Origin of the sequence: Shewanella chilikensis (assembly GCF_037953065.1) — a bacterium.
Taxonomy (GTDB): domain Bacteria; phylum Pseudomonadota; class Gammaproteobacteria; order Enterobacterales; family Shewanellaceae; genus Shewanella; species Shewanella chilikensis.
On the sequence record NZ_CP149966.1, the window covers coordinates 4,182,546 to 4,203,714 of the forward strand.

Annotated in this window: 13 protein-coding genes and 1 pseudogene; 9 read left to right on the top strand and 5 right to left on the bottom strand. The window is 55.0% G+C overall.

Annotated elements, in window-relative coordinates; translation table 11 throughout:
• Positions 1–28 precede the first annotated feature (28 nt).
• Positions 29–2,347, bottom strand: coding sequence for a zinc/cadmium/mercury/lead-transporting ATPase (locus tag WKR14_RS18785; protein ID WP_215773567.1), 2,319 nt, complete (start codon positions 2,345–2,347; stop codon positions 29–31).
• Positions 2,348–2,895: 548 nt separating this feature from the next.
• On the opposite strand from WKR14_RS18785, the gene WKR14_RS18790 reads away from it, so the two are divergent.
• Both WKR14_RS18790 and WKR14_RS18795 read left to right on the top strand, forming a co-directional pair.
• On the top strand, positions 2,896–3,792 hold the full coding sequence (locus WKR14_RS18790; protein WP_224868131.1) for an acyltransferase: 897 nt from the start codon (positions 2,896–2,898) through the stop codon (positions 3,790–3,792).
• Positions 3,792–4,730, top strand: a complete 939-nt coding sequence (locus tag WKR14_RS18795; protein WP_165565756.1) for an acyltransferase — start codon at positions 3,792–3,794, stop codon at positions 4,728–4,730. The genes WKR14_RS18790 and WKR14_RS18795 overlap by 1 nt, the downstream gene beginning before the upstream one ends.
• Positions 4,731–4,802: 72 nt before the next feature.
• On the opposite strand, the gene WKR14_RS18800 is transcribed toward WKR14_RS18795, so the two are convergent.
• Complete coding sequence (locus tag WKR14_RS18800; protein ID WP_109247733.1) at positions 4,803–5,300, bottom strand: DUF523 domain-containing protein; 498 nt, start codon at positions 5,298–5,300, stop codon at positions 4,803–4,805.
• A 442-nt stretch (positions 5,301–5,742) separates the two neighbouring features.
• Here WKR14_RS18800 and WKR14_RS18805 point away from each other — a divergent pair, with 442 nt between their 5' ends.
• The 6 genes from WKR14_RS18805 to WKR14_RS18830 all read left to right on the top strand — a co-directional run bounded on the left by WKR14_RS18805 (position 5,743) and on the right by WKR14_RS18830 (position 17,426).
• A complete protein-coding gene (locus tag WKR14_RS18805) occupies positions 5,743–6,453 on the top strand; it encodes a GntR family transcriptional regulator (RefSeq protein WP_206194689.1) in 711 nt (236 codons plus the stop codon).
• Between the two features lie 12 nt (positions 6,454–6,465).
• Positions 6,466–7,341, top strand: coding sequence for a methylisocitrate lyase (prpB, locus tag WKR14_RS18810; RefSeq protein ID WP_107111698.1), 876 nt, complete (start codon positions 6,466–6,468; stop codon positions 7,339–7,341).
• A gap of 180 nt (positions 7,342–7,521) precedes the next feature.
• The gene (gene prpC, locus WKR14_RS18815; protein WP_226565125.1) at positions 7,522–8,646 is read left to right on the top strand and encodes a bifunctional 2-methylcitrate synthase/citrate synthase; all 1,125 of its coding nucleotides are present in this window, start codon (positions 7,522–7,524) and stop codon (positions 8,644–8,646) included.
• 101 nt (positions 8,647–8,747) lie between these two features.
• Positions 8,748–11,339: a Fe/S-dependent 2-methylisocitrate dehydratase AcnD gene (gene acnD / locus WKR14_RS18820; RefSeq protein WP_101095971.1), complete on the top strand. Its 2,592-nt coding sequence runs from the start codon at positions 8,748–8,750 to the stop codon at positions 11,337–11,339.
• Positions 11,340–11,424: 85 nt separating this feature from the next.
• A complete protein-coding gene (gene prpF / locus WKR14_RS18825) occupies positions 11,425–12,624 on the top strand; it encodes a 2-methylaconitate cis-trans isomerase PrpF (protein ID WP_226685294.1) in 1,200 nt (399 codons plus the stop codon).
• A gap of 365 nt (positions 12,625–12,989) precedes the next feature.
• A complete protein-coding gene (locus tag WKR14_RS18830; protein ID WP_335921712.1) occupies positions 12,990–17,426 on the top strand; it encodes an EAL domain-containing protein in 4,437 nt (1,478 codons plus the stop codon).
• 61 nt (positions 17,427–17,487) lie between these two features.
• Here WKR14_RS18830 and WKR14_RS18835 read toward each other — a convergent pair whose 3' ends face one another.
• Both WKR14_RS18835 and WKR14_RS18840 read right to left on the bottom strand, forming a co-directional pair.
• On the bottom strand, positions 17,488–18,579 hold the full coding sequence (locus WKR14_RS18835; RefSeq protein WP_071476418.1) for a branched-chain amino acid aminotransferase: 1,092 nt from the start codon (positions 18,577–18,579) through the stop codon (positions 17,488–17,490).
• A 104-nt stretch (positions 18,580–18,683) separates the two neighbouring features.
• A complete protein-coding gene (locus WKR14_RS18840; protein WP_335921713.1) occupies positions 18,684–20,042 on the bottom strand; it encodes an alpha/beta hydrolase in 1,359 nt (452 codons plus the stop codon).
• Between the two features lie 235 nt (positions 20,043–20,277).
• On the opposite strand from WKR14_RS18840, the gene WKR14_RS18845 reads away from it, so the two are divergent.
• On the top strand, positions 20,278–20,832 hold the full coding sequence (locus WKR14_RS18845) for an outer membrane beta-barrel protein (RefSeq protein WP_287591323.1): 555 nt from the start codon (positions 20,278–20,280) through the stop codon (positions 20,830–20,832).
• Positions 20,833–20,898: 66 nt separating this feature from the next.
• Here the strand turns inward: WKR14_RS18845 and WKR14_RS18850 are convergent.
• Positions 20,899–21,084: pseudogene (locus tag WKR14_RS18850) on the bottom strand (IS5/IS1182 family transposase); the annotation flags it as partial.
• Positions 21,085–21,169 lie beyond the last annotated feature (85 nt).

Below are 21,169 nucleotides of genomic sequence, written 5' to 3' on the forward strand. Positions count from 1 at the left end.
TTTTTATTGTTATCAACACCAATACATTTCAGTAGCGCTTTCTAAGCAGTCTCAAGGCGTTGGCAGTTACCAACACAGTTGCGCCTGTATCGGCCATCACCGCCAGCCAGAGGCCGGTGATCCCCAGTAAGCTGGTCACCAGAAAAATCGCCTTCAGCCCCAGCGCCAAGGCTATGTTCTGGCGGATATTGCTCAGGGTTGCCCTGGCCAAGTGGATCATTGCCGCCACCCCTCCCAACTGATTATGGGTCAGGGCCGCATCGGCGGTTTCCAGCGCGGCATCGGTTCCGCCGCCCATGGCAATACCGATACGGGCTCGCTTCATTGCCGGGGCATCATTGATACCATCTCCCGTCATGGCAACATTGCGGTGCTCGGCCAATGCCGCCACCTCAGAAACTTTATCTTCCGGCAGCAGCCCGGCGCGCCAGTCGATGGCCAGCTCCTCGGCAATCGCCTTGGCGGTTCTTGGGTTGTCACCGGTCAGCATTATGCTGTCGATACCGAGATGGCGTAGTTTGGCTATGGCGTCGGCGGCCTCGACGCGCAGCTGATCCCTGAGGGCAATGATGGCCACAGGAAAAAGTGGCTCCTGCTCGGCATCACACAGTACGACCAGGGTTTGCCCCTGCTGCTCCAGTTCTGTGACGCGTTGCAGCAACTCAGGAGCTAAGTTTGGCAACCTTGAAGGGGCCAACAGTCGCCAGTTTTGCGAATCGACCCGCCCTTCAACGCCCATACCGGGTAAGGCCCGAATAGCATCTGCGCCTGGCAGTTCCAGCCGCTGCACTTTGGCATGATTGACTATCGCCTGTGCCAGGGGGTGGTGTGAGCCCAATTCAATGGCGGCGGCCACCCTGAGCCACTTGGTCGCATCCTGCGCTGTGAGGCTCTCCACCAGGGTAACTTCAGGTTTACCTTCTGTGAGGGTGCCTGTCTTATCGAAGGCGACGGTATCAACATGTGCCAGTGCTTCCAATGCCGCGCCGCCCTTAATCAAGGCTCCCTGACGGGTTGCGGCCGCCAGCGCAGAGGTTACCGCCGCCGGCGTCGAAATTACCAAGGCGCAGGGGCAACCTATCAACAACAGTGTCAAACCACGGTAGATCCATTGCTCCCAAGGCTCGGCGTACAGCAGAGGTGGCAACAGCACAGTCAACAAGGCCAGCAACATGATGGCTGGTGTGTACCAGCGACTGAACTTGTCAATGAATCTCTCTATCGGTGCTCTCTGCCCTTCGGCCTCTTCAATCAAATGCAGGATGCGGTCTATGGCGTTGCTGCCGGGCTCGGAGACAACCTTCATCTTCACCAGCCTGTCGGCTGCCAGACAGCCGGCGGCGACTCGTTCGCCCTTAACCCTTTCTACCGGGATAGATTCTCCCGTAAGGGCGCTTTCATCAAATGCCGCCAAGGCATCGAGCAGTTCGGCATCGGCAGGCAAGCGTGCCCCAGGCGCAACTTCTATGATGTCGCCAGGGCGCAGCTCAGAGGCGGCCACCTCTTGCCTCTGGCCATCATTCAGCCTCAATGCCTTATCCGGCACCAATGCCATCAAGGCGCTGACTCCGGCGCGGGCGCGCCCGGCTGCAAACGATTCAAGCTGCTCACCGAGCATAAACAGAAGCAACACCATGGCCGCCTCGGCCGTTTCGCCCAACAACAAGGCACCTATGGCGGCAACTGTCATCAGGGTTTCAATGGCAAAAGGGGTGCCGCTGCGAATAAGAGCCCAAGCCTTGCGGGCAATAGGCAACAGCCCCCAAACTGTAGCCAGAGTGAACAGGCCGGGGCTGATATTCGCAGGCGCCAGAGCCGCCAGCAGCATTAGCAGCGCCAGTGACAGTGGTTGCCAGTATTTGGGTTGCCAGTATTTGCCAAGCCGGCTCCCCGGGCCGGGTTTTGGGCCTTCCTTACCTGCCTGGGCCTGCTGCTTAAGCTTAAAGCCGGCCCCATGCACAGCATCGACTATGCCTTGGGGCGAAACGCCGGGCGTCAGTTCCACCAGCAGCTTTTCGGTGGCAAATACCACCCTGGCGCTGCAAACGCCGCTCACCCTGGAAACTGCAGTTTCGACTTTACGGGCGCAGCTGGCACAGTCCATACCCAGTATTTGCCACTGATGCTGCTCGCCTTGAGCAAGCCGGACAGTGTTTATTTCGGTAGCCGAGTCGGCCTGATGGGACTCATGATGATCATGGCAACAAGCTGAATGACAGCCAGAATGCTCGTCGGAATGACTGACGGCGTTACCGGCTATTTGGCTATCTGTGCAATTTGCCGGGTCCTTAGCCCTCGCCTTCACAGTCTCGGGAGTGGGTTTGGGATCACAACAGGAATGACTCATAACCGTGCCTCATGCTATGGCTCAAATGATGCCTCGGAACTCAAATGTAACTATCCGGGCTGTTTGTTATTACCAAGGAGTGTAAAGCTTGGAGTAAGCTCCAGAGTCAAGCGGCTAGGCCAAAGTATTTGCCCAGGCCTATAAGCCACTATCAATTAACCAGCCATAATCACTGTGCCGCCCTAGCCTATAACGGCGCTGATTGTCCCATTTACCGCCATCAGTGTTGCGCTTGACAGTCAACCGGCTTCCACCAAAAATGCGCCGGGGATTTAAAGAGCCAGGCGCAGTTTCGCCACAAAGCAACATACGGGTAAAGGCCCAGGACGATACTGAAAGAAACTGCATTGCAAGCCATCTTCTGCACAGCGCAGAGAATAATAGATGGCGCAACTTATACGGCTGAAGCAGGCTAAACCTCTTGTACCAATGTTTATGTGAGCAGGTCCTAACTCCCTGTCAACGCCAGCTTAAGATTGAAGCCAGGTGGCGACTGCGGTTAACATAGTCGGTCGATTTTTCTTTTTATGATCCTGAGGGAGCCCAAGTTGTCCTTGATCCGAGGTTGTCTTGCCTTTAGCGGCTATGTTATCAACACCCTGTTTTGGAGCCTGCCAATTCTGCTGGGCAGCCTGATAAAACTGCTTCCTATCAAGCCGTTGCAACGCTCTTGCAGCCACTTTCTGGACATCTGTGCCAGCGCCTGGATCAGTGTTAACGGCGGCATAGAAAAGCTATTTCATCCGCTGAAGATGCATATAGATGAGCTCCCGGAGCTGTCTGAACAGGAGTGGTATATGGTGGTAGCCAACCACCAGAGCTGGGTTGATATTTTGATCCTGCAGCGACTGCTGAATCGGCGGATCCCTTTTCTCAAGTTCTTCCTGAAAAAAGAGCTGATTTATGTCCCTGTACTTGGGCTGGCCTGGTGGGCGCTGGACTTTCCCTTTATGCGCCGCTACAGCACGGCCGAATTAAAAAAGAACCCCAAACTCAGGGGTAAAGACATTGAAATTACCCGTAAGGCCTGTGCCAAGTTCAAACACAAGCCGGTGAGCGTGATGAACTTTGTCGAAGGTACTCGCTTTCAGCCCAGCAAGCACCAAAAGCAAAACTCACCGTTCAAACACCTGCTCAGACCCAAGGCCGGCGGCATGGCCTTTGCATTGTCGGCCATGGGCGATCAGATCCATAAACTGGTGGATGTCACCATCTATTACCCCGGCAAGATCCCCAGTTTTTGGGACTATATCAGCGGCCGTCTACCTGAGGTTTACCTCCATTTGGAGGTCAAAGAGATAGACTCGGGGATGCGAGGTGACTACGCCAATGATCGCCAGTTCAAACAAGCCTTCCAAGAGCGGCTGAACGCCCTCTGGCAGCACAAGGATGAGGTATTGGAGCGACTGGCCGCCAAGGCAAACCATTCTCAAGGGGACTCCTGATGTTACACTTCCTGCCCGGGCCTGTGCTATTTATTCTCAGCCTGAGCCTGCTGATCATCAACACCGCCGTTTGGGGCTCGCTGGTGTGTATCGGCGGCCTGTTCAAATTGTTGCTGCCCTGGAAGAGTGGCCGTATCGCCATGACCCGATTAATGAACCGTTTCATGTGGGCCTGGGCCAGCTGTAATGGCGGCATACTGCACCTGATAGCCAAGGTAGAGTGGGATGTACAAGGGCTTGAAAGCCTCAAGCCAGATGGTTGGTATCTGCTGATCAGCAACCACCTCAGTGGCTTTGATATTGCTGCGCAGACCTATATCCTGCGCAACAACATCCCCATGCTGAAATTCTTTCTCAAGAAAGAGCTGCTGTATGTTCCTATCATGGGCCTGGGTTGCTGGGCGCTGGACATGCCCTTTATGAATCGCACCAGCCCGGAAAAGCTGAAGAAGAACCCCAAGCTCAGGGGCAAGGATCTGCAAACGACCCGGCGCTCCTGCGAAAAATTCAAAGACTTGCCCACCTCCATCATCAACTATGTGGAAGGCAGTCGCTTTACCGAAGACAAACGGCAACGGCAAAAATCCCCCTACAAGCACCTGCTGCGGCCAAAAGCCGGCGGCATCGCCTTCACCTTGTCAGCCATGGGCGAGCAGTTTGATGCCTTGCTGAATATGACTGTGGTTTATCCCGATGCCCCCAAAGATATTCTCGGCGCCGTGATGCAGGGTAAAGTACACAAAATCGTGGTGCGAATCGAGGCTCTGCCCGTGCCTCAGGTGGATTCTGTCCGCTACTTCAGCGAGCCAGAGTACAGGGTAGAATTTCAACGCTGGCTCAACGACATCTGGCAACAAAAGGATGCCCAAATCGATCAACTACTGGCCGAATACCATCCCGCCGACGACTACCGCAAGCTGGCACAAAAAAGCCACTGACAATGATTGTCCAAGACAAAACAATGCCGGGCCTAAGCCCGGCATTGTTGTTTTAAAACTGAGCATTTCGACTCAAGCACTTTTATCGCATTCAGTCAGATACTTTTCGGCAGCGTCCAACTCAAACTCGCTGAACACTTGAATCCCATGGCGCATCAGCAAGGCGGCGGTCACGCCGTCGCCCTCTATGAGTTGGCGGGAGAAACTGCCATCGTAAATCTTGCCTTTACCACAGGAAGGACTGCGGGCCTTGAGAATGGCCGCAACCACTTGCTGTTGCTGCGCCTTGGCCAGCGCCAGCTCGGCGCCTCGCTCAAAGGCCACGGTCACATCCTCACCGTCACAGGTCAGCACTCGTCCCTGTATCTGTTCAGCCGGTGCTCTGGGTGTCGGCAAGCCACCGGCGCATTCGGGGCAGAAAGGCACCAGCCGCCCTTGGGCCTGCCATAGCAGCACTCTGGCATCATTAAGCAGGTTATGGCCACCGTCATAGCGTACCTCTTGCCCCAACAAACAGGCACTTATCAATATCCGATTCGGTTTTGTTGTGTTGATGATTTCTGCACTCATGCTTTGCCCACTCTTGTCATTCTTGCCGTTCTCGCCGCTCTCATCACGCGGACGACTCGCTACGGGGAACCACCCTCGCCTAATTGGCAGTGACTCATGTTCTCGGTTTAACGGCCCAGGGTCTGGGACACTGCGACGGATAACGAGCTTCCTTCTTTTCCTTGTCTGCCGCTGACAAGGAAGCATTCTATCAGTCGCCCATTAAGAAAACTGTTTAAAACAAGATTGTCGACAATAGTTGCAATAGCAAGTGTAAACCCATGCTAACAGCAAGTTTTAAAACAATAGCTAAGACCTTGTTTAGTAAAAATTTAAAGAGCAAACACCACAAAATATTAGACTTACGTCTAGGTAAGCGGATTGTTGACAATGACCTAGATCACATCTAATGTCGAACCATAGTCAACAATCGAGCGAAACTTAACCAGTGACTCAGGCACCTGTGTTGGACAAAAACAGCGTCGATAAAACCACTTCGGAGAAGAGCAGTACCCTGGTGGATCAGATCCTGGTGCAAATTCAGACCAGCATCATCAAGGGTGAGCTGGCCCCCGGCAGCAAGATCAACGAGCAGGCGCTGGCACTCAAGTACGGTATCAGCCGCGGTCCAACCCGTGAGGCATTGCAGCTCCTCGAGCGACAGCGCCTAGTGGTACGCATCCCCCATGTAGGTGCCAGAGTCGCCGCCATGACTGTGGCCGAACTCAACGACCTCTACGAACTGCGCAGCACGCTGGAAGCCATGGCCTGTGAACTGGCCGCCAAACGGATAACCGATGAGCAGCTCAACCAGTTGTGGCAACTGCTGGCCCGTCAGGAAGCGGCGCTGGCAGAAGGCGATACCTATTTTCAGGAAGAGGGTGATGTGGACTTTCACTACCAGATCATCCGCGCCAGCGGTAACAAGCACCTGCAGGAAACCCTGATCGGCGGCTTATATCACCTGCTGAGAATGTATCGCTATCAATGCACCAATAAGAACCGCCCGGTCAAAGCCATCGCCGAGCACAGACGCATAGTCGAAGCCATAGCCCAGCGCGATGCCGAACTGGCCGGCTTGCTGATGCGCCGTCATATCGAACAGGGACGGCGCAATACCGAACTCAGACTCAAACAGCTTCAGGCGGAGCATGCCGCCCTGGACTCAATATAAGGAAGCAAGCAGATGACTCGCAGCGCAGGACTCAGATTCCGCCAGGCTCTGGCCAAGGCCAAGCCGCTTCAAATCGTGGGAACCACCAATGCCTATTTCGCCCTGATGGCCGAGCAATCCGGTGTTCAGGCCCTGTACCTTTCCGGTGCCGGTGTCGCCAACGCCTCTTACGGCCTGCCGGATCTCGGCATGACCTCAATGAACGATGTGCTGATCGATGCCAGCCGTATCACATCGGCCACCGAACTGCCGTTGCTGGTCGACATAGACACAGGCTGGGGCGGCGCCTTCAACATTGCCCGCACCATCAAGGAGTTTGAAAAGGCCGGTGTTGCCGCCGTGCATATGGAAGATCAGGTGTCACAGAAGCGCTGCGGTCACAGACCCAACAAGGCCGTGGTCAGCACCGAAGAGATGGTTGACCGTATCAAGGCCGCTGTGGATGCCCGCACAGATGAGAACTTCGTCATCATGGCCCGCACAGACGCGGTTGCCGTGGAAGGACTGGATGCAGGTATCGAACGCGCCCAGGCCTATATCGAGGCGGGTGCCGACATGATCTTTGCCGAGGCGCTGACCGAGCTGGATCAGTACCGTCGATTCAAGGCGGCCGTCAACGCCCCGATCCTGGCCAACATGACCGAATTCGGCAAGACAGAGCTGTTCAACAAGGAACAACTGGCCGAAGCCGGAGCCGACATGGTGCTCTACCCACTGAGCACCTTCCGCGCCGCCAACCTGGCCGCCCTGAAAGTGATGCAGGCACTGATGGCCGACGGTCATCAACGCAATGTGGTCGATGCCATGCAAACCCGTGAAGAGCTGTATAAGTTCCTCGGCTACCACCACTACGAAACCAAGCTCGATGAGCTGTTCAGCCAAAAGTAATGGCTGGATCCAGGGATGATTGACCGGCGCAGACGCGCCGGTTGCAGGGTTTGCCCCATGAAACACCCGGGGTTGCCGCCCTACACTGCGCCCCAGAGCGCTGAAAAAGGCAACCGCATACCAGACCAGCCATGGCTGGCCAACAAATTGACAAGAGTGTAACGGAAGAGGGAATGCATTATGACTGACAAGAAACTGAGCGGCGCCGGATTACGCGGCCAAAGCGCAGGCGAAACTTCACTGAGCACAGTCGGTAAGTCCGGCTCAGGCCTGACCTACCGCGGCTATGACGTTAAAGATCTGGCCGAAAACGTCAGCTTCGAGGAAGTGGCCTATCTGATCCTCTACGGCGAACTGCCCACCGAAACTCAACTGGCGGCCTATCGTCAGAAACTCAAAGGCATGCGCGGCCTACCACAGGCATTGAAAGAAGTGCTGGAGCGGATCCCGGCCGATGCCCACCCCATGGACGTTATGCGTACCGGTTGCTCCATGCTGGGTAACCTGGAAACCGAAAAAGATTTCTCCGAGCAGAGTGAAGTGGCCGACCGTCTGCTGGCGGCATTTCCTTCCATCATCTGTTACTGGTATCGCTACAGCCATGACGGCGTGCGTATAGACACAGAAACCCATGACGACCAGATAGGCGCCCACTTCCTGCACCTGCTGCACGGCGAAGCTCCATCTACCCTGCATGCCCGAGTTATGGATGTGTCACTGATCCTCTACGCCGAGCACGAATTCAACGCCTCTACCTTCACCGCCCGGGTTTGTGCCTCTACCCTGTCTGACATGCATTCCTGCATCACAGGCGCCATTGGCTCACTGCGCGGCCCTCTGCACGGCGGCGCCAACGAGGCGGCGATGGAGCTGATTCAGGATATGCGCGATGAAGACCATGCCCGCGAAGTGCTCAAGGGCAAGCTGGAGCGCAAAGAGAAGATCATGGGCTTTGGTCACGCCATCTACCGTGAGTCTGACCCCCGCAACGTGATCATCAAAGAGTGGTCGGAAAAGCTGGCGCAGGAATATGGTGATGATCGCCTCTATCGCGTTTCTGTCGCCTGTGAAGCCCTGATGTGGGAAGAGAAGAAACTCTTCTGTAACGCCGACTTCTTCCACGCCAGTGCCTATCACTTCATGGGGATCCCCACCAAGCTGTTTACTCCCATCTTCGTTTGCTCCCGCCTCACCGGCTGGGCCGCACACGTGATGGAGCAGCGCGCCAACAACCGCATTATCCGCCCGAGTGCCGACTATGTTGGGGTTGAGCCACGCAAGGTGACGCCTCTCAGCGAGCGTTGATCCCGGCGGCCAAACGGCCGCCCGATGAATGAGCAAGAGCGGGCACCCAAGTGAGCAGGGGCCCGGCTCTTTTTGCAGTTGCTTCTCAGTGGACAGAACTCATGAATACCAATTACCGAATTCCCCTGCCCGGCACCAGCCTCGAGTATTTCGATACCCGCGCCGCAGTCGAGGCCATCAGCCCCGGAGCCTATGCCAAATTGCCCTACACCTCGCGGGTGTTGGCCGAAAACCTGGTACGCCGCGCCGAGCCCGGCAGGCTCAACGACTTCCTCGAACAGATTATCGAACGCAAACGGGATCTGGACTTCCCCTGGTTTCCGGCGCGGGTGGTGTGTCACGACATTCTCGGGCAAACAGCACTGGTTGATTTGGCCGGTCTGCGTGATGCCATCGCCGACAAGGGGGGCGATCCGGCCAAGGTTAACCCTGTGGTGCCGACCCAACTGATTGTGGATCACTCTCTGGCGGTGGAACACCCCGGCTTTGAAGCGGATGCCTTCGAGAAAAACCGCGCCGTTGAAGACAGACGCAACGAAGACAGATTCCACTTTATCAACTGGACCAAGACGGCCTTTAAAAACGTCGATGTGATCCCGCCCGGCAACGGCATCATGCACCAGATCAACCTGGAGAAGATGTCCCCCGTGGTCCAGAGTCGCGACGGCGTAGCCTTCCCGGACACCTGTGTCGGCACCGACAGCCACACGCCACACGTGGATGCCCTTGGGGTGATCGCCATAGGCGTGGGTGGTCTGGAAGCCGAAAGCGTGATGCTCGGCCGCGCTTCCTGGATGCGCCTGCCGGACATAGTCGGCGTCAAGCTGACCGGCAAGGCCGCTCCCGGCATTACCGCCACGGATATAGTGCTGGCGCTGACCGAATTCCTGCGTAAAGAGCGGGTGGTGGGTGCCTATCTGGAATTCTTCGGTGAAGGCGCCGCCAGCCTGACCCTGGGTGACAGGGCAACCATCTCCAACATGACTCCCGAATATGGCGCCACTGCCGCCATGTTCTATATCGATCAGCAAACCATAGATTATCTGCGCCTCACCGGCCGTGATGACGACCAGGTAGCGCTGGTGGAAAACTATGCCAAGACCACGGGTCTGTGGGCCGACAGCCTCGAAGGCGCCGAATATGAGCGGGTACTGGAGTTCGATCTCTCCTCCGTGGTGCGTAACATGGCCGGTCCTTCCAACCCGCATGCCCGTTTGGCCACCAGCGACTTGGCCGCCAAAGGCATTGCCGGCAAGGTAGAGCAGCAAGAAGGCCTGATGCCGGACGGCGCCGTGATCATTGCCGCCATCACCAGCTGTACCAACACCAGTAACCCACGCAACGTGATTGCTGCCGGTCTTATCGCCCGCAACGCAGTGGAAAAAGGCCTGGTACGCAAGCCTTGGGTCAAGACCTCTCTGGCCCCCGGCTCCAAGGCGGTGGACCTCTATCTGCGCGAGGCAGGGCTATTGCCTTACCTGGAACAGCTGGGCTTTGGCATAGTCGCCTTCGCCTGTACCACATGTAACGGCATGAGCGGCGCGCTCGATCCCAAAATCCAGCAGGAAGTGATCGACAGAGATCTGTACGCCACCGCGGTATTGTCCGGTAACCGTAACTTCGATGGCCGAATCCACCCTTATGCCAAGCAGGCATTCCTGGCCTCGCCACCTTTGGTTGTGGCCTACGCCATTGCAGGGACTGTGCGTTTCGACATAGAGAAAGACCCACTCGGCACAGATCAGAACGGCAACGCCGTAACCCTCAAGGACATCTGGCCCAGCGACGAAGAGATAGATGCCATCGTCAAGTCGTCGGTCAAGCCGGAGCAGTTCCGCAAGGTGTATGAGCCCATGTTCAATATCGCCGTGGAATACGGTGATGGGGTCGACCCTCTGTATGACTGGCGCCCAATGAGCACCTATATCCGTCGTCCCCCCTACTGGGAAGGCGCCCTGGCCGGTGAACGTGCACTCAAGGGGATGCGGCCACTGGCGGTATTGGGTGACAACATCACCACAGATCACCTGTCGCCATCGAACGCCATTTTGCCATCCAGCGCCGCCGGCGAATACCTGGCCAAGATGGGCCTGCCGGAGGAAGACTTCAACTCCTACGCCACCCACAGGGGTGACCATCTGACGGCCCAACGGGCCACCTTTGCCAACCCCAAACTGTTCAACGAAATGGTCAAGGACGATAGCGGCAAGGTGATCCAGGGCTCGCTGGCCCGTATCGAGCCCGAAGGGCAACAGGTACGCATGTGGGAAGCGATAGAAACCTACATGGAGCGCAAGCAACCACTGTGCATCATAGCCGGTAAAGACTATGGCCAGGGCTCCAGCCGAGACTGGGCCGCCAAGGGCGTGCGTCTGGCCGGAGTCGAGGCAATTGTGGCCGAAGGCTTCGAGCGCATTCACCGAACCAACCTGATAGGTATGGGCGTGTTGCCGCTGGAGTTTTTCCCTGGGACCGACAGGCTGACCCTGGGCATAGACGGCACAGAAACCTTCGACGTTCTCGGCGAGCGCACTCCCGGTGCCACTCTGACCCTGTTGCTGCATCGCAGCAATGGCGAAACGGTGGAAGTACCAGTGCGCTGCCGCCTGGATACCGCCGAAGAAGTGACCATCTATGAAGCCGGTGGAGTGCTGCAGCGTTTCGCACAGGACTTCTTGCAGGGCAATGTTTAAGCCGGCCCTTGATGCGTGACCAAGTCGGCCATAGCCAAGGTTATGGCCGACTGATAAAAATATTTATCTCAAAGGATCCAATGCCATGGCATTTAAACCACAGATAAAAATTCCCGCCACCTATATGCGCGGCGGCACCAGTAAGGGGGTGTTCTTCCGCCTGGACGATCTGCCCGAGACGGCCAGAGTGCCCGGCCCGGCCCGCGATGCCTTGTTGATGCGAGTCATCGGTAGCCCGGACCCCTACGGCAAACATACAGACGGTATGGGCGGCGCTACCTCGAGTACCAGCAAATGCGTGATCATGAATGCCAGCCAGGTTCCCGGTCACGACGTGGACTACCTCTATGGTCAGGTCTCCATAGATAAGCCCTTCGTCGACTGGAGCGGCAACTGCGGCAACCTTTCCACCGCGGCCGGCGCCTTTGCCCTGCATGCCGGTCTGGTGGCCCCGGAACGGGTACCGGAAAACGGCATCTGCGAAGTGCGGATTTGGCAAGCCAATATTGGCAAGACCATTATCGCCAAGGTGCCGGTCAGCGCCGGTGAAGTGCAGGAAACCGGTGACTTTGAGCTCGACGGTGTCACCTTCCCCGCCGCCGAAATCGTGCTGGAATTTATCGACCCCGCCGATGACGGTGAAGACGGCGGCGCCATGTTCCCTACCGGCAAGCTGGTGGATGAGCTGACGGTTCCCACCCAAGTACACCCCAGTGGCAAAATTCAGGCAACGCTGATCAATGCCGGGATCCCGACCATTTTCGTCAATGCCGCCGATCTCGGCTATCAAGGCACCGAACTACAGCCGGAGATCAACGGCGATCCCGAGGCGCTCGCTCGCTTTGAGCTGCTTAGGGCACACGGCGCGCTGGCGATGGGGTTGATTAAGGAGCTATCCGAAGCCGAAACCCGCCAACACACTCCCAAGGTAGCATTTGTGGCCAAACCGCAGGCGCATCAGGTTTCCAGTGGCAAACAGCTGGCCGAAACCGATGTCGACCTCTTGGTTCGCGCTTTGTCGATGGGTAAATTGCACCACGCCATGATGGGCACGGCGGCAGTGGCCATAGGCACGGCCGCAGCTATCCCGGGCACCCTGGTTAACCTGGCGGCCGGCGGCGGTGAGCGCAGTTCGGTACGCTTCGGCCACCCATCAGGCACCTTGAAAGTCGGCGCCGAGGCCGAATTCAAGGACGGCCAATGGCAGGTGACCAAAGCCATCATGAGTCGCTCGGCGCGCATTCTGATGGAAGGTCAGGTCCGGATTCCGGACCGCGGCTGCTAAAATTCAGTTGAGCTTTAGCTCAAGGCAATCCCCCTGTTAAGTAATTGATTGCCGCTTCCCTTTTGTAAAGGCTCCGCTTCCTCCCTTCCGGCGGGGCCTTTTTTCATTCCAATTTGCAACCATGCAATATAAAGTTTGCCAAACAGAGAAAAGAAATCTGTTATAAGTAATACCATTCTGTATTAGGAATTTACTGACTCTGCGAGACTGATGGATGTTTATACAAGGCAAACATTGGAAGGAAGCAGAAGATAGGTCAACATTGGCCTGCACAGTTTCAATAATGCCTTGGAACGCCTGTCAGCCCTCCCCCATAAAGAATGGTTACATTATCACTAACCAAAGCCACCAAAGAAGAGGATTTCTTGTCGCGGATCTGTTGCCTACTCGCCGCTCTGCTGTTATCTGTCTGCCTGTTTGATCTCAGGGCTGAACCTGTACCCCAGCTCAAGTTTCAGCATGTCAGCAGCATGAATGGCCTTAACCAAAACAGCATCACCAGCCTCTATCAGGACAAGGCCGGTATCTTGTGGATTGGCACCCAGGATGGGTTACATAGTTACAACGGCATCGACTTTACCCTGTTTCAGCATGACCCCTACCACAGCCAGACATTGTCGGATAATCATGTCACCGACATACTGCAGGATGACCAGGGGCAACTTTGGATAGGCACCTTCAATGGTGGCTTGAACCGCCTGGATCTACAAACAGGTGTATTCACTCCCATTGGCCGCGACCAGGGGCTCAACAGCAAAAAAATTAACCGCCTGGCTCTGGTAGGCAAAACACTCTGGATCGGTAGCGGCAATGGACTCTACGCCCTGGATACTGACAGCGACGAATTGCATGAGCTGTCACTGAGGCAAAATATCAGCACAGATATCCAAGTGCTGACCCCCATAGGCAAAGATGCCTTGCTGATTGGCAGCCAGAGTGATGGTTTGCTGCTTTTGCGTAATGAAGGACTCAAGCCCCTGCCCTTACCCGATGCCGAACATGGACATCCGGTACAGGCGCGCCAAAGCGAAGATGGCGCCCTGTGGCTGGCAATTGATGACGCACTCTGGCGTTATCCGCCGGGTTTGAACAACCCAGAGCTTATCTATCGTTTACCCAAACCCAATCGGGGCATTCTCGAATTTATCTTCGACAACAGAGGTGACATCTGGCTTGGTGGGCAACAGACAGGACTTATCCAACTACAGCTTAAAGAAGGTCAGTGGCAAGCCAGACACTATCGCTATGACCCATCGGATCCCAACAGCCTCAGTGATAATGATGTCTACAGCCTGCTGCAGGACAATAACGGGATTTTGTGGATTGGCAGCCTATTTTCCGGCATAGACAAGGTGAACCTGGCCCGGCAATACTTCAAGCATATCTACAACAATCAACAACCCTTGGAGCGTCAGCGGAACAATAATATCCGCGCTATATTGCGCGCTAAAGACGGCCTGCTATATTTGGGCACTGATAGGGCCGGCTTATTTCATATAACAGCCGATGGCCGCTTTGTTTCCCACCACAGTCAGCTTGCCAAGCTGTTCGGCCAGGATGAATCCTTTTTGGATCTCACCGTGAGTGCGATTGCCCAAGACAGTCACCAAAGATTGTGGCTGGCCAGCAGTGGCGGCTTGATAAGCCTGAACAACAGCGGCGAAATGCAGCTCTATCGTCCTCCGGGTAACAAACCCGCTATTCGTGATTTGCTCATCAGTCCAGATGAGCATATCTGGCTCGGTGTCGGCAACACCCTATACCATTTCAACCCGGAAACCAGGGGATTCCAAGCTCACTTTGTCAACGAGTATCTTGAAGATGGCCCACAAGAGCAAATGATCCTCAGTCTGACCACAGCCAATAACGGCATCTGGGTCGGTACGACCAACGGAGCTTATTGGCTGCAACCTGACACAGGTCAACAGCAGATCATCCGCGGTGATCGTCTGGTCAATCCCATGGTGCGGGACATACTCAAAGACAAAGACGGCAATATCTGGTTTGCTACTCACGGCGGGCTCAGCCGCTTGCGTCAAGGTGAGCTGCAACACTTCGACCGTAATCAGGGATTACCGGGCAATACCGTCTATGCCATTGAGCAAGACGAGAGTGGCGACCTCTGGTTCAGCAGTAATTCAGGGATCAGTCGCTTTGCCGTCGACAAGGAAAAGGTGCTGACTTTCAATGAACATGAAGGATTGCAGGCGTTGGAGTTCAACGGCAATGTCAGTTGGCAGGATAAGGATGGCAGTATCTGGTTTGGTGGCATCAATGGATTAAACCATTTCTCTCCTCAACAAGTCCCCAAAGTTCGCAAACAACCTAAACTGGCCCTGGCAGGTTACCGCATGGGCAACAGCTATTTCCCACGGCTGGATCTTGGTCACGTTCCCGAATTGACGATTCCTTACAGCGAGCAGTTGGTAAGCTTTGAGATCTCAGCACTGGATTTTGCCTATCCCCAACGCCACAGATTCAGCTTTTTTCTTGAAGGCTGGGACAAAAGCTGGCACCCGGCCCAGTCGCTGCACGAAATCAGCTATACCAACTTGGCGCCTGGCAACTATCGGCTGTTTGTCCGCCATCAGTTACAACACAACCCTGAAGGACAGGAACAGCTACTGCTAAAACTCACGGTACCAGCCCCCTTTTACCGCACCACTCAGGCGTATCTGTTTTACCTGACACTGACACTGATACTGTTTAGCCTCTGGCTAAGACATTTCCTTGCTCAACGCCGCCTCGAACAGCAAACCCAGTCCAACATTCAACTTTCCGAAGAAAGGCTGAAACTGGCGCTATGGGGCTCGGGTGACCGCATGTGGGACTGGCAGTTGGAAGATGATCGCTTCTTCATTACCGGCCCCAAACAAGGCTCGGAAGCACCGGCGGAAACCAACGCCAGTAGGCAGATGGCACTGGTGCATCCCGATGACAGGCCCCAGGTTCAAGCGGCACTGGAGAGCTACCTGCAGGGAGATACCGAATTCTTCGAGGCCGAGTATCGTATCAAACTCACCGACGCCAACTGGAGCTGGGTGTTGGATCGCGGCAAGATCGTCGAGCGCGACCGTAACGGCAAGCCATTGCGCCTGGCGGGCACTTTCACAGATATCAGTATGCGCCGCGGTCAGGAAGAAGCGCTGCGGCTATCATCCCAGGTGCTGGAAAGCATGAATGAGTCTGTGGTGGTTTGCGATCTCAACTACCGCATCATCTCGGTCAATCCGGCATTTTGCAGCACAACAGGCTTCAGCGAACAGCAGATCGCCTGTAAACCTTTCCTGTTCCTGACCCGTGGCCTCTATGACAGAAGCTTCTATCAACAGATAGAGCATCAATTGCTGAACCAAAAACACTGGTCCGGTGAAGTGCAGATCCGCACCCACTGCAAGCAGCCGCTGCTGGTGTGGATGGAAGTCAATCAGGTGCTCAACAGCCAGGGCGAAGCCAGCCATTTCGTGGTGGTATTTACCGATATCACAGACCGCAAACAGGCCGAGGAAGATCTGCGCCTGTTGGCCAACTATGATCAGCTCACAGGCCTGCCCAACCGCACTCTGTTCCAGGACAGGTTGGATCATGCCCTGCGCCAGGCGCACCGAAACCGTAACTTGGTCGCCCTGCTGTTCCTGGATCTGGACAGATTCAAACACATTAACGATTCTTTGGGCCATCATGTGGGCGATCAACTGCTGAAAGCGGTTTCCTCCAGACTGACCCAAGCGATAAGAGATGGGGATACTGTTGCCCGTCTGGGTGGTGATGAGTTCATCATCATTCTCGAAGGGCTGCAAAAAACCGAGGCGGCGACAGTCATCGCCGAAAAACTGTTGGCGGCGTTTGATCGCCCCTTCTCACTGGAGAATTTCAGCCTCAATGTTTCACCATCCATAGGCATCAGCCTCTATCCGGATGATGCCGAAGAGGCGCTGGAGCTGCTGAAGTTTGCCGACACCGCCATGTACCATGCCAAGTCACTGGGACGCAATAACTTCCAGTTCTATACAGCTAAACTCAACGCCTATGCGGTGCGCCATGTGCAGCTGGAAGCCGGGCTGAAACAGGCGCTGGATCGCGATGAATTCTACCTGCTGTATCAACCCAAATTCTGCGTCCATAGCGGCAAACTCACCGGCATGGAAGCCCTGCTGCGTTGGGAAAGCCAGGAGCTTGGGCCTATTTCTCCGGCGGAGTTTATTCCGCTGGCCGAGGAAACCGGCCAGATCAACGCCATAGGTCAGTGGGTACTACTGAGTGTCTGCAGTCAACTGGAGCGCTGGCAGAATCAAGGGCTGGAAGCAGTTCCGATAGCGATCAATCTCTCTGCCAAACAGCTGCAGTCAGACATTATTTCCAGCATAGAAGTGGCTCTTGCCATGCATGGTCTGGCCGCTGATCTACTTGAGATTGAACTGACAGAGTCAGCGGTGATGCAACAACCATTGGAATCGGTGGAAATACTCAATCAACTGAAAGGGCTGGGATTAAGCCTGGCGGTCGATGATTTCGGTACCGGCTACTCCAGTCTGGCCTATCTCAAGCGTTTCCCGCTGGATACCTTAAAAATTGACCGTGAGTTTGTCCGCGATATCACCAAAGATCCTGACGATGCCGCCATTACCAGCGCCATCATAGTCCTGGCTCACAGCCTGGAGTTACAGGTGGTGGCCGAAGGGGTTGAAACCCAGGCTCAACTGAATTTCCTTGCCGCCCAGGGCTGCGATCAGGCCCAGGGCTTCCTGTTGGGACGCCCGATGACAGAAGTGCAAGCACAAGCCTTACTCAGCCGAAAATAAAATCAGCTCGTAAAAAACGCGGCTCAAATGACCGCGTTTTTATCAATGGTGGGTTATTGGCTTATGCCTTTTCCTGCCTGGGCACTTTGCAGACCCAGCCTTGTGGGCCTTGTCTGTGCCCTTTCTGGATTTCGGTGAAAACTTTATAGATGCGGCTGACATGTTCACCCACCTTGCCGTCCCCGACAGTAACCACCCGGCCATCTTCAAAAATGTAGGAGCCGACCGGAGAAACCACGGCCGCTGTGCCGAAACCGCCGGCTTCGATGATCTCGCCTGATTCGACACCTGCGATAAAATCATCAAGCTTGACCTGCTCCTGGCGGACATCACAGCCAAGCAGTGGCGCCAGCTCAATAATTGACTGAGAGGTGATCGACTTGAGTATGGTATCGGTAAACTCAGGGATGATCACTGTACCATCCTTGAGAATATGGAAGTGGTTCATCGCTCCGGCTTCTTCGATATATTCATTGGTCGAGTCCAGATACAACACCTGGGAAGCACCGTGAGCCGCGGCGGCCTTACCGGCACGCAGGGAAGCAGCATAGTTGCCGGCAGCCTTGGAGGCTCCGGTACCGCCGGATACCGCACGATGGAATTCTTTGCTGATCAGCAGGCGAATGGCGTTGAGACTCTCACCATAGTAGGCGCCGCTGGGACTCATCACCACACAGAAGGTGTAGCGGTTAGCCGGGCTGACTGACAGTCTGTCTTCGGTGGCAAAAATAAAGGGCCGGATATAGAGGCAAGCCCCTTCCTGCATGGGGAACCAGAGACGGTCGACATCGATAAGGGCGTTGATCGCCTTAAGCTGCATCGCTTCATCAATATTGGGAATACAGACGATATCGGCAGAGCGGTTCATGCGTTCGGCATTCTTGTTGAGCCGGAAAGTATAAATCTCACCGTCTTCATGCATAAAGGCCTTGGCGCCCTCAAAAATACTCTGACCATAATGCAGCGCCATCGCGCCGGGAGCCATCTCAAACGGACCGTAGGGGACGATGCGGGGATCCCGCCATTCGCCATCATAATAATCCATCATGAACATATGGTCGGTGCGCAGACGACCAAAGCCAACATTACCTTCAGGACAAAACTGCTCTGAGCGACGCTCTGCGGCGGGCTTTAACTGATACTTGATTTCCATTGCTTACCACCTTGACTATTGTTCAAGCAGACTAGGGAGCGCCCGGAACAATGTCAAGAGGACCAAGGTCTGTGGCCAGCAGGAGTACTGTAAAAAATTAGCCATCAAATCTCGGCAAGTTCCCCCTGGGGAGGTAAGCGGGAAAAATCGCCGCCCTCTTCAGGGCTGACAAGGGTAAACAGCCCGCCATCACGATGCCGCTTAAGCAAGAGATCCACTTCCAAAGTGGCGTCTTGCTTCAGCAGCCTGGATACCGCGCCGGCATCAGACTGGAACTCAGCCGCGCGATAATAACAGCCGCCATCATCGGGGCGCGGTACCAGCTTAAAACCGATTTTACCCTGAGGCAGGGTCTGCATCTTGGCGGCATCCAGATACAGAGTCAGGCAGTTGCGGCTCTGCTGATTGCGCTGTTTATCCTGCATAAAGCCCTTAGGCAAAATACCCGGCAGATACTGCTCGCCACTGAGCAGATAGAAATCGAAATCCTCTATGGCGGCGCCGGTATCATCCCACACCCGAATCACCAACATAGTGTAACGCTTCTTGGTAGCCCGGCTTTGGGTTTGCCGCGCAAACTCCTGACAGGCATGACGATAAGCCTCTACCGAGTCGACTTTTAACCAATTAAGAATCGCCTGCACCACCGGCTTGTTAGTGGCATTTCTGCGACTGACAGAACGCATGATCCCCATTTTTTCTTTGCTGTGACTGGCCCGGGGAATAATGCCAAAGCCACTGGCAGGAGCCTGAATGAAACTTGCCGGCACCAGCTTGGCCACGCAGGCACCATCAAAACTGTCACATTCCTGAGCCTGCTCCACCAATTGCAGCCGAGCATAATTCATATTCGCCGCCGCGACCCGCACCACACCATCCGAGCCAGGCTCAGCGGTATAGGAGTTGAGATAATCATAGAGGGATGCATCTATGCTTTCGCCAGTCAGCACCAAGGGCCAAAGCCTAGCAACTTCAAAATCATAGTTAAGCCAGGCTTGACTTAAAGCAGCCTGCCCCAGGCTGCCCAGCTCCAACCAGTCAAGGATCTTCTTCCCTGGCTCCAATCCATCAAACCAGGCCTTAATCCTGGCAAGGCGCGACTTGCCAAGCTGTGCCAAGGCTGAGCCGTGATTGGCCGGTGCCAGCATGATCATATGAGTCACGGGACAAGCCGCCAGCTTTTGGGCTCCAAAGAAAGTCTCCAACCAACAACGTATCACGGCCGCGCCAGTGCTGTGGGTGATCACCGCGAAAGGCTCATCCCCCAGCACTTCACGTCTGGCAGCCTCGAAAGCCAGCGCAACGTCCTCCAGCTTCACTTGGTCCTGAAAACTGATATAACGCCCCAGGTGCAGATGACTCACCTCAAGCTCAGTGTCTGCCAGCTTGGCCAATGCCTGGGGCAAATAACCATAGGTCTCTGTGGAGGTCACACTCCAGCCGTGTACAAATACCAGTCTCATCCCTTTTCCCTCAGGTTAATAGTCCCATTTCCAACCACAACCCCATCACGGGCTATCAACAATTGCCATTTCTAACATCAAGTTTTTTAACACAAAAACCTAACTTATACGATAAAAAGTCTCTTCCGGCTCTCATTCAGTCAAAGTTCAGCAAAACGGCCCTAACCTGCCGATGAACACAAGTTGACCCGGCTTAAAACAGCCATCCGGTCTTTCCCGGATCAAGGAGTAAATTATGAAAATTCAATCTCTAATACTGGCTTCCGCTGCGGCTCTCGCTTTCTCAGCCCCTTCCTTTGCTGCTGACTGGTTTGTCGGCGGTGGTGTCGGCGCGCAGCAAAACGACTACTCTCACAAGCCCATTGATGGCGGCAAGTTCAGCGATGATGATCGCAACGCTGTCTACATGGTGCGCGGTGGTGCCTTCCTGACCCCCAAACAACGCCTGTACGCCACCTATAGCTACAACAGCGATGACTTCGCCAAGCAGCAGATGGGACTGGTTTCCTATGACTATCTGGTAGGTTTGGATCAGGCCCACAAGCTGAACTGGTTTGTCGGTGCCAGCGCGGGGATTAACCACACCTCACCGGACAGCGGCGCTCTGGGATCAGATAATAATTTTGTCTGGGGTGGTCAGACAGGTCTTGTGTATAAGTTGAACGACAACCTCAATACCGAGATAGGTTATCGCTACCTGAAGCAAGACTATGACAACAAGATAGACACAGGTAAATATGCGCTGGACAACACCCAGCAACTGTACCTGAGCGTAGACTACCGCTTCTGATGACATCCTGGTCACTATAGTGCATGGATTCAAAAGTGTATTTAGTTGACCACCGGAACATAAGATGGTCTGGCGAACAGGCATGCCGAATCTTATGACTTTGTTTAACACCTTGACGCCAGCCAACGCTTCAACAACTTGCCTGCAGTAGCCTCGTGAGCGGGACCTGGCGTCAATGAGTTATTTATAACGATACCCAGTGGTCTCTGGCAAGGAACGCCTATGGAAGTTATTCATCCATTCCCACTGTTTACAAAGGATTTGTGCTTCTGCAGCAAGCCTTGCATTCAATTTTATGAGCCGGCGCAGAATACGCATGAGGCTTGTTCACACCGTC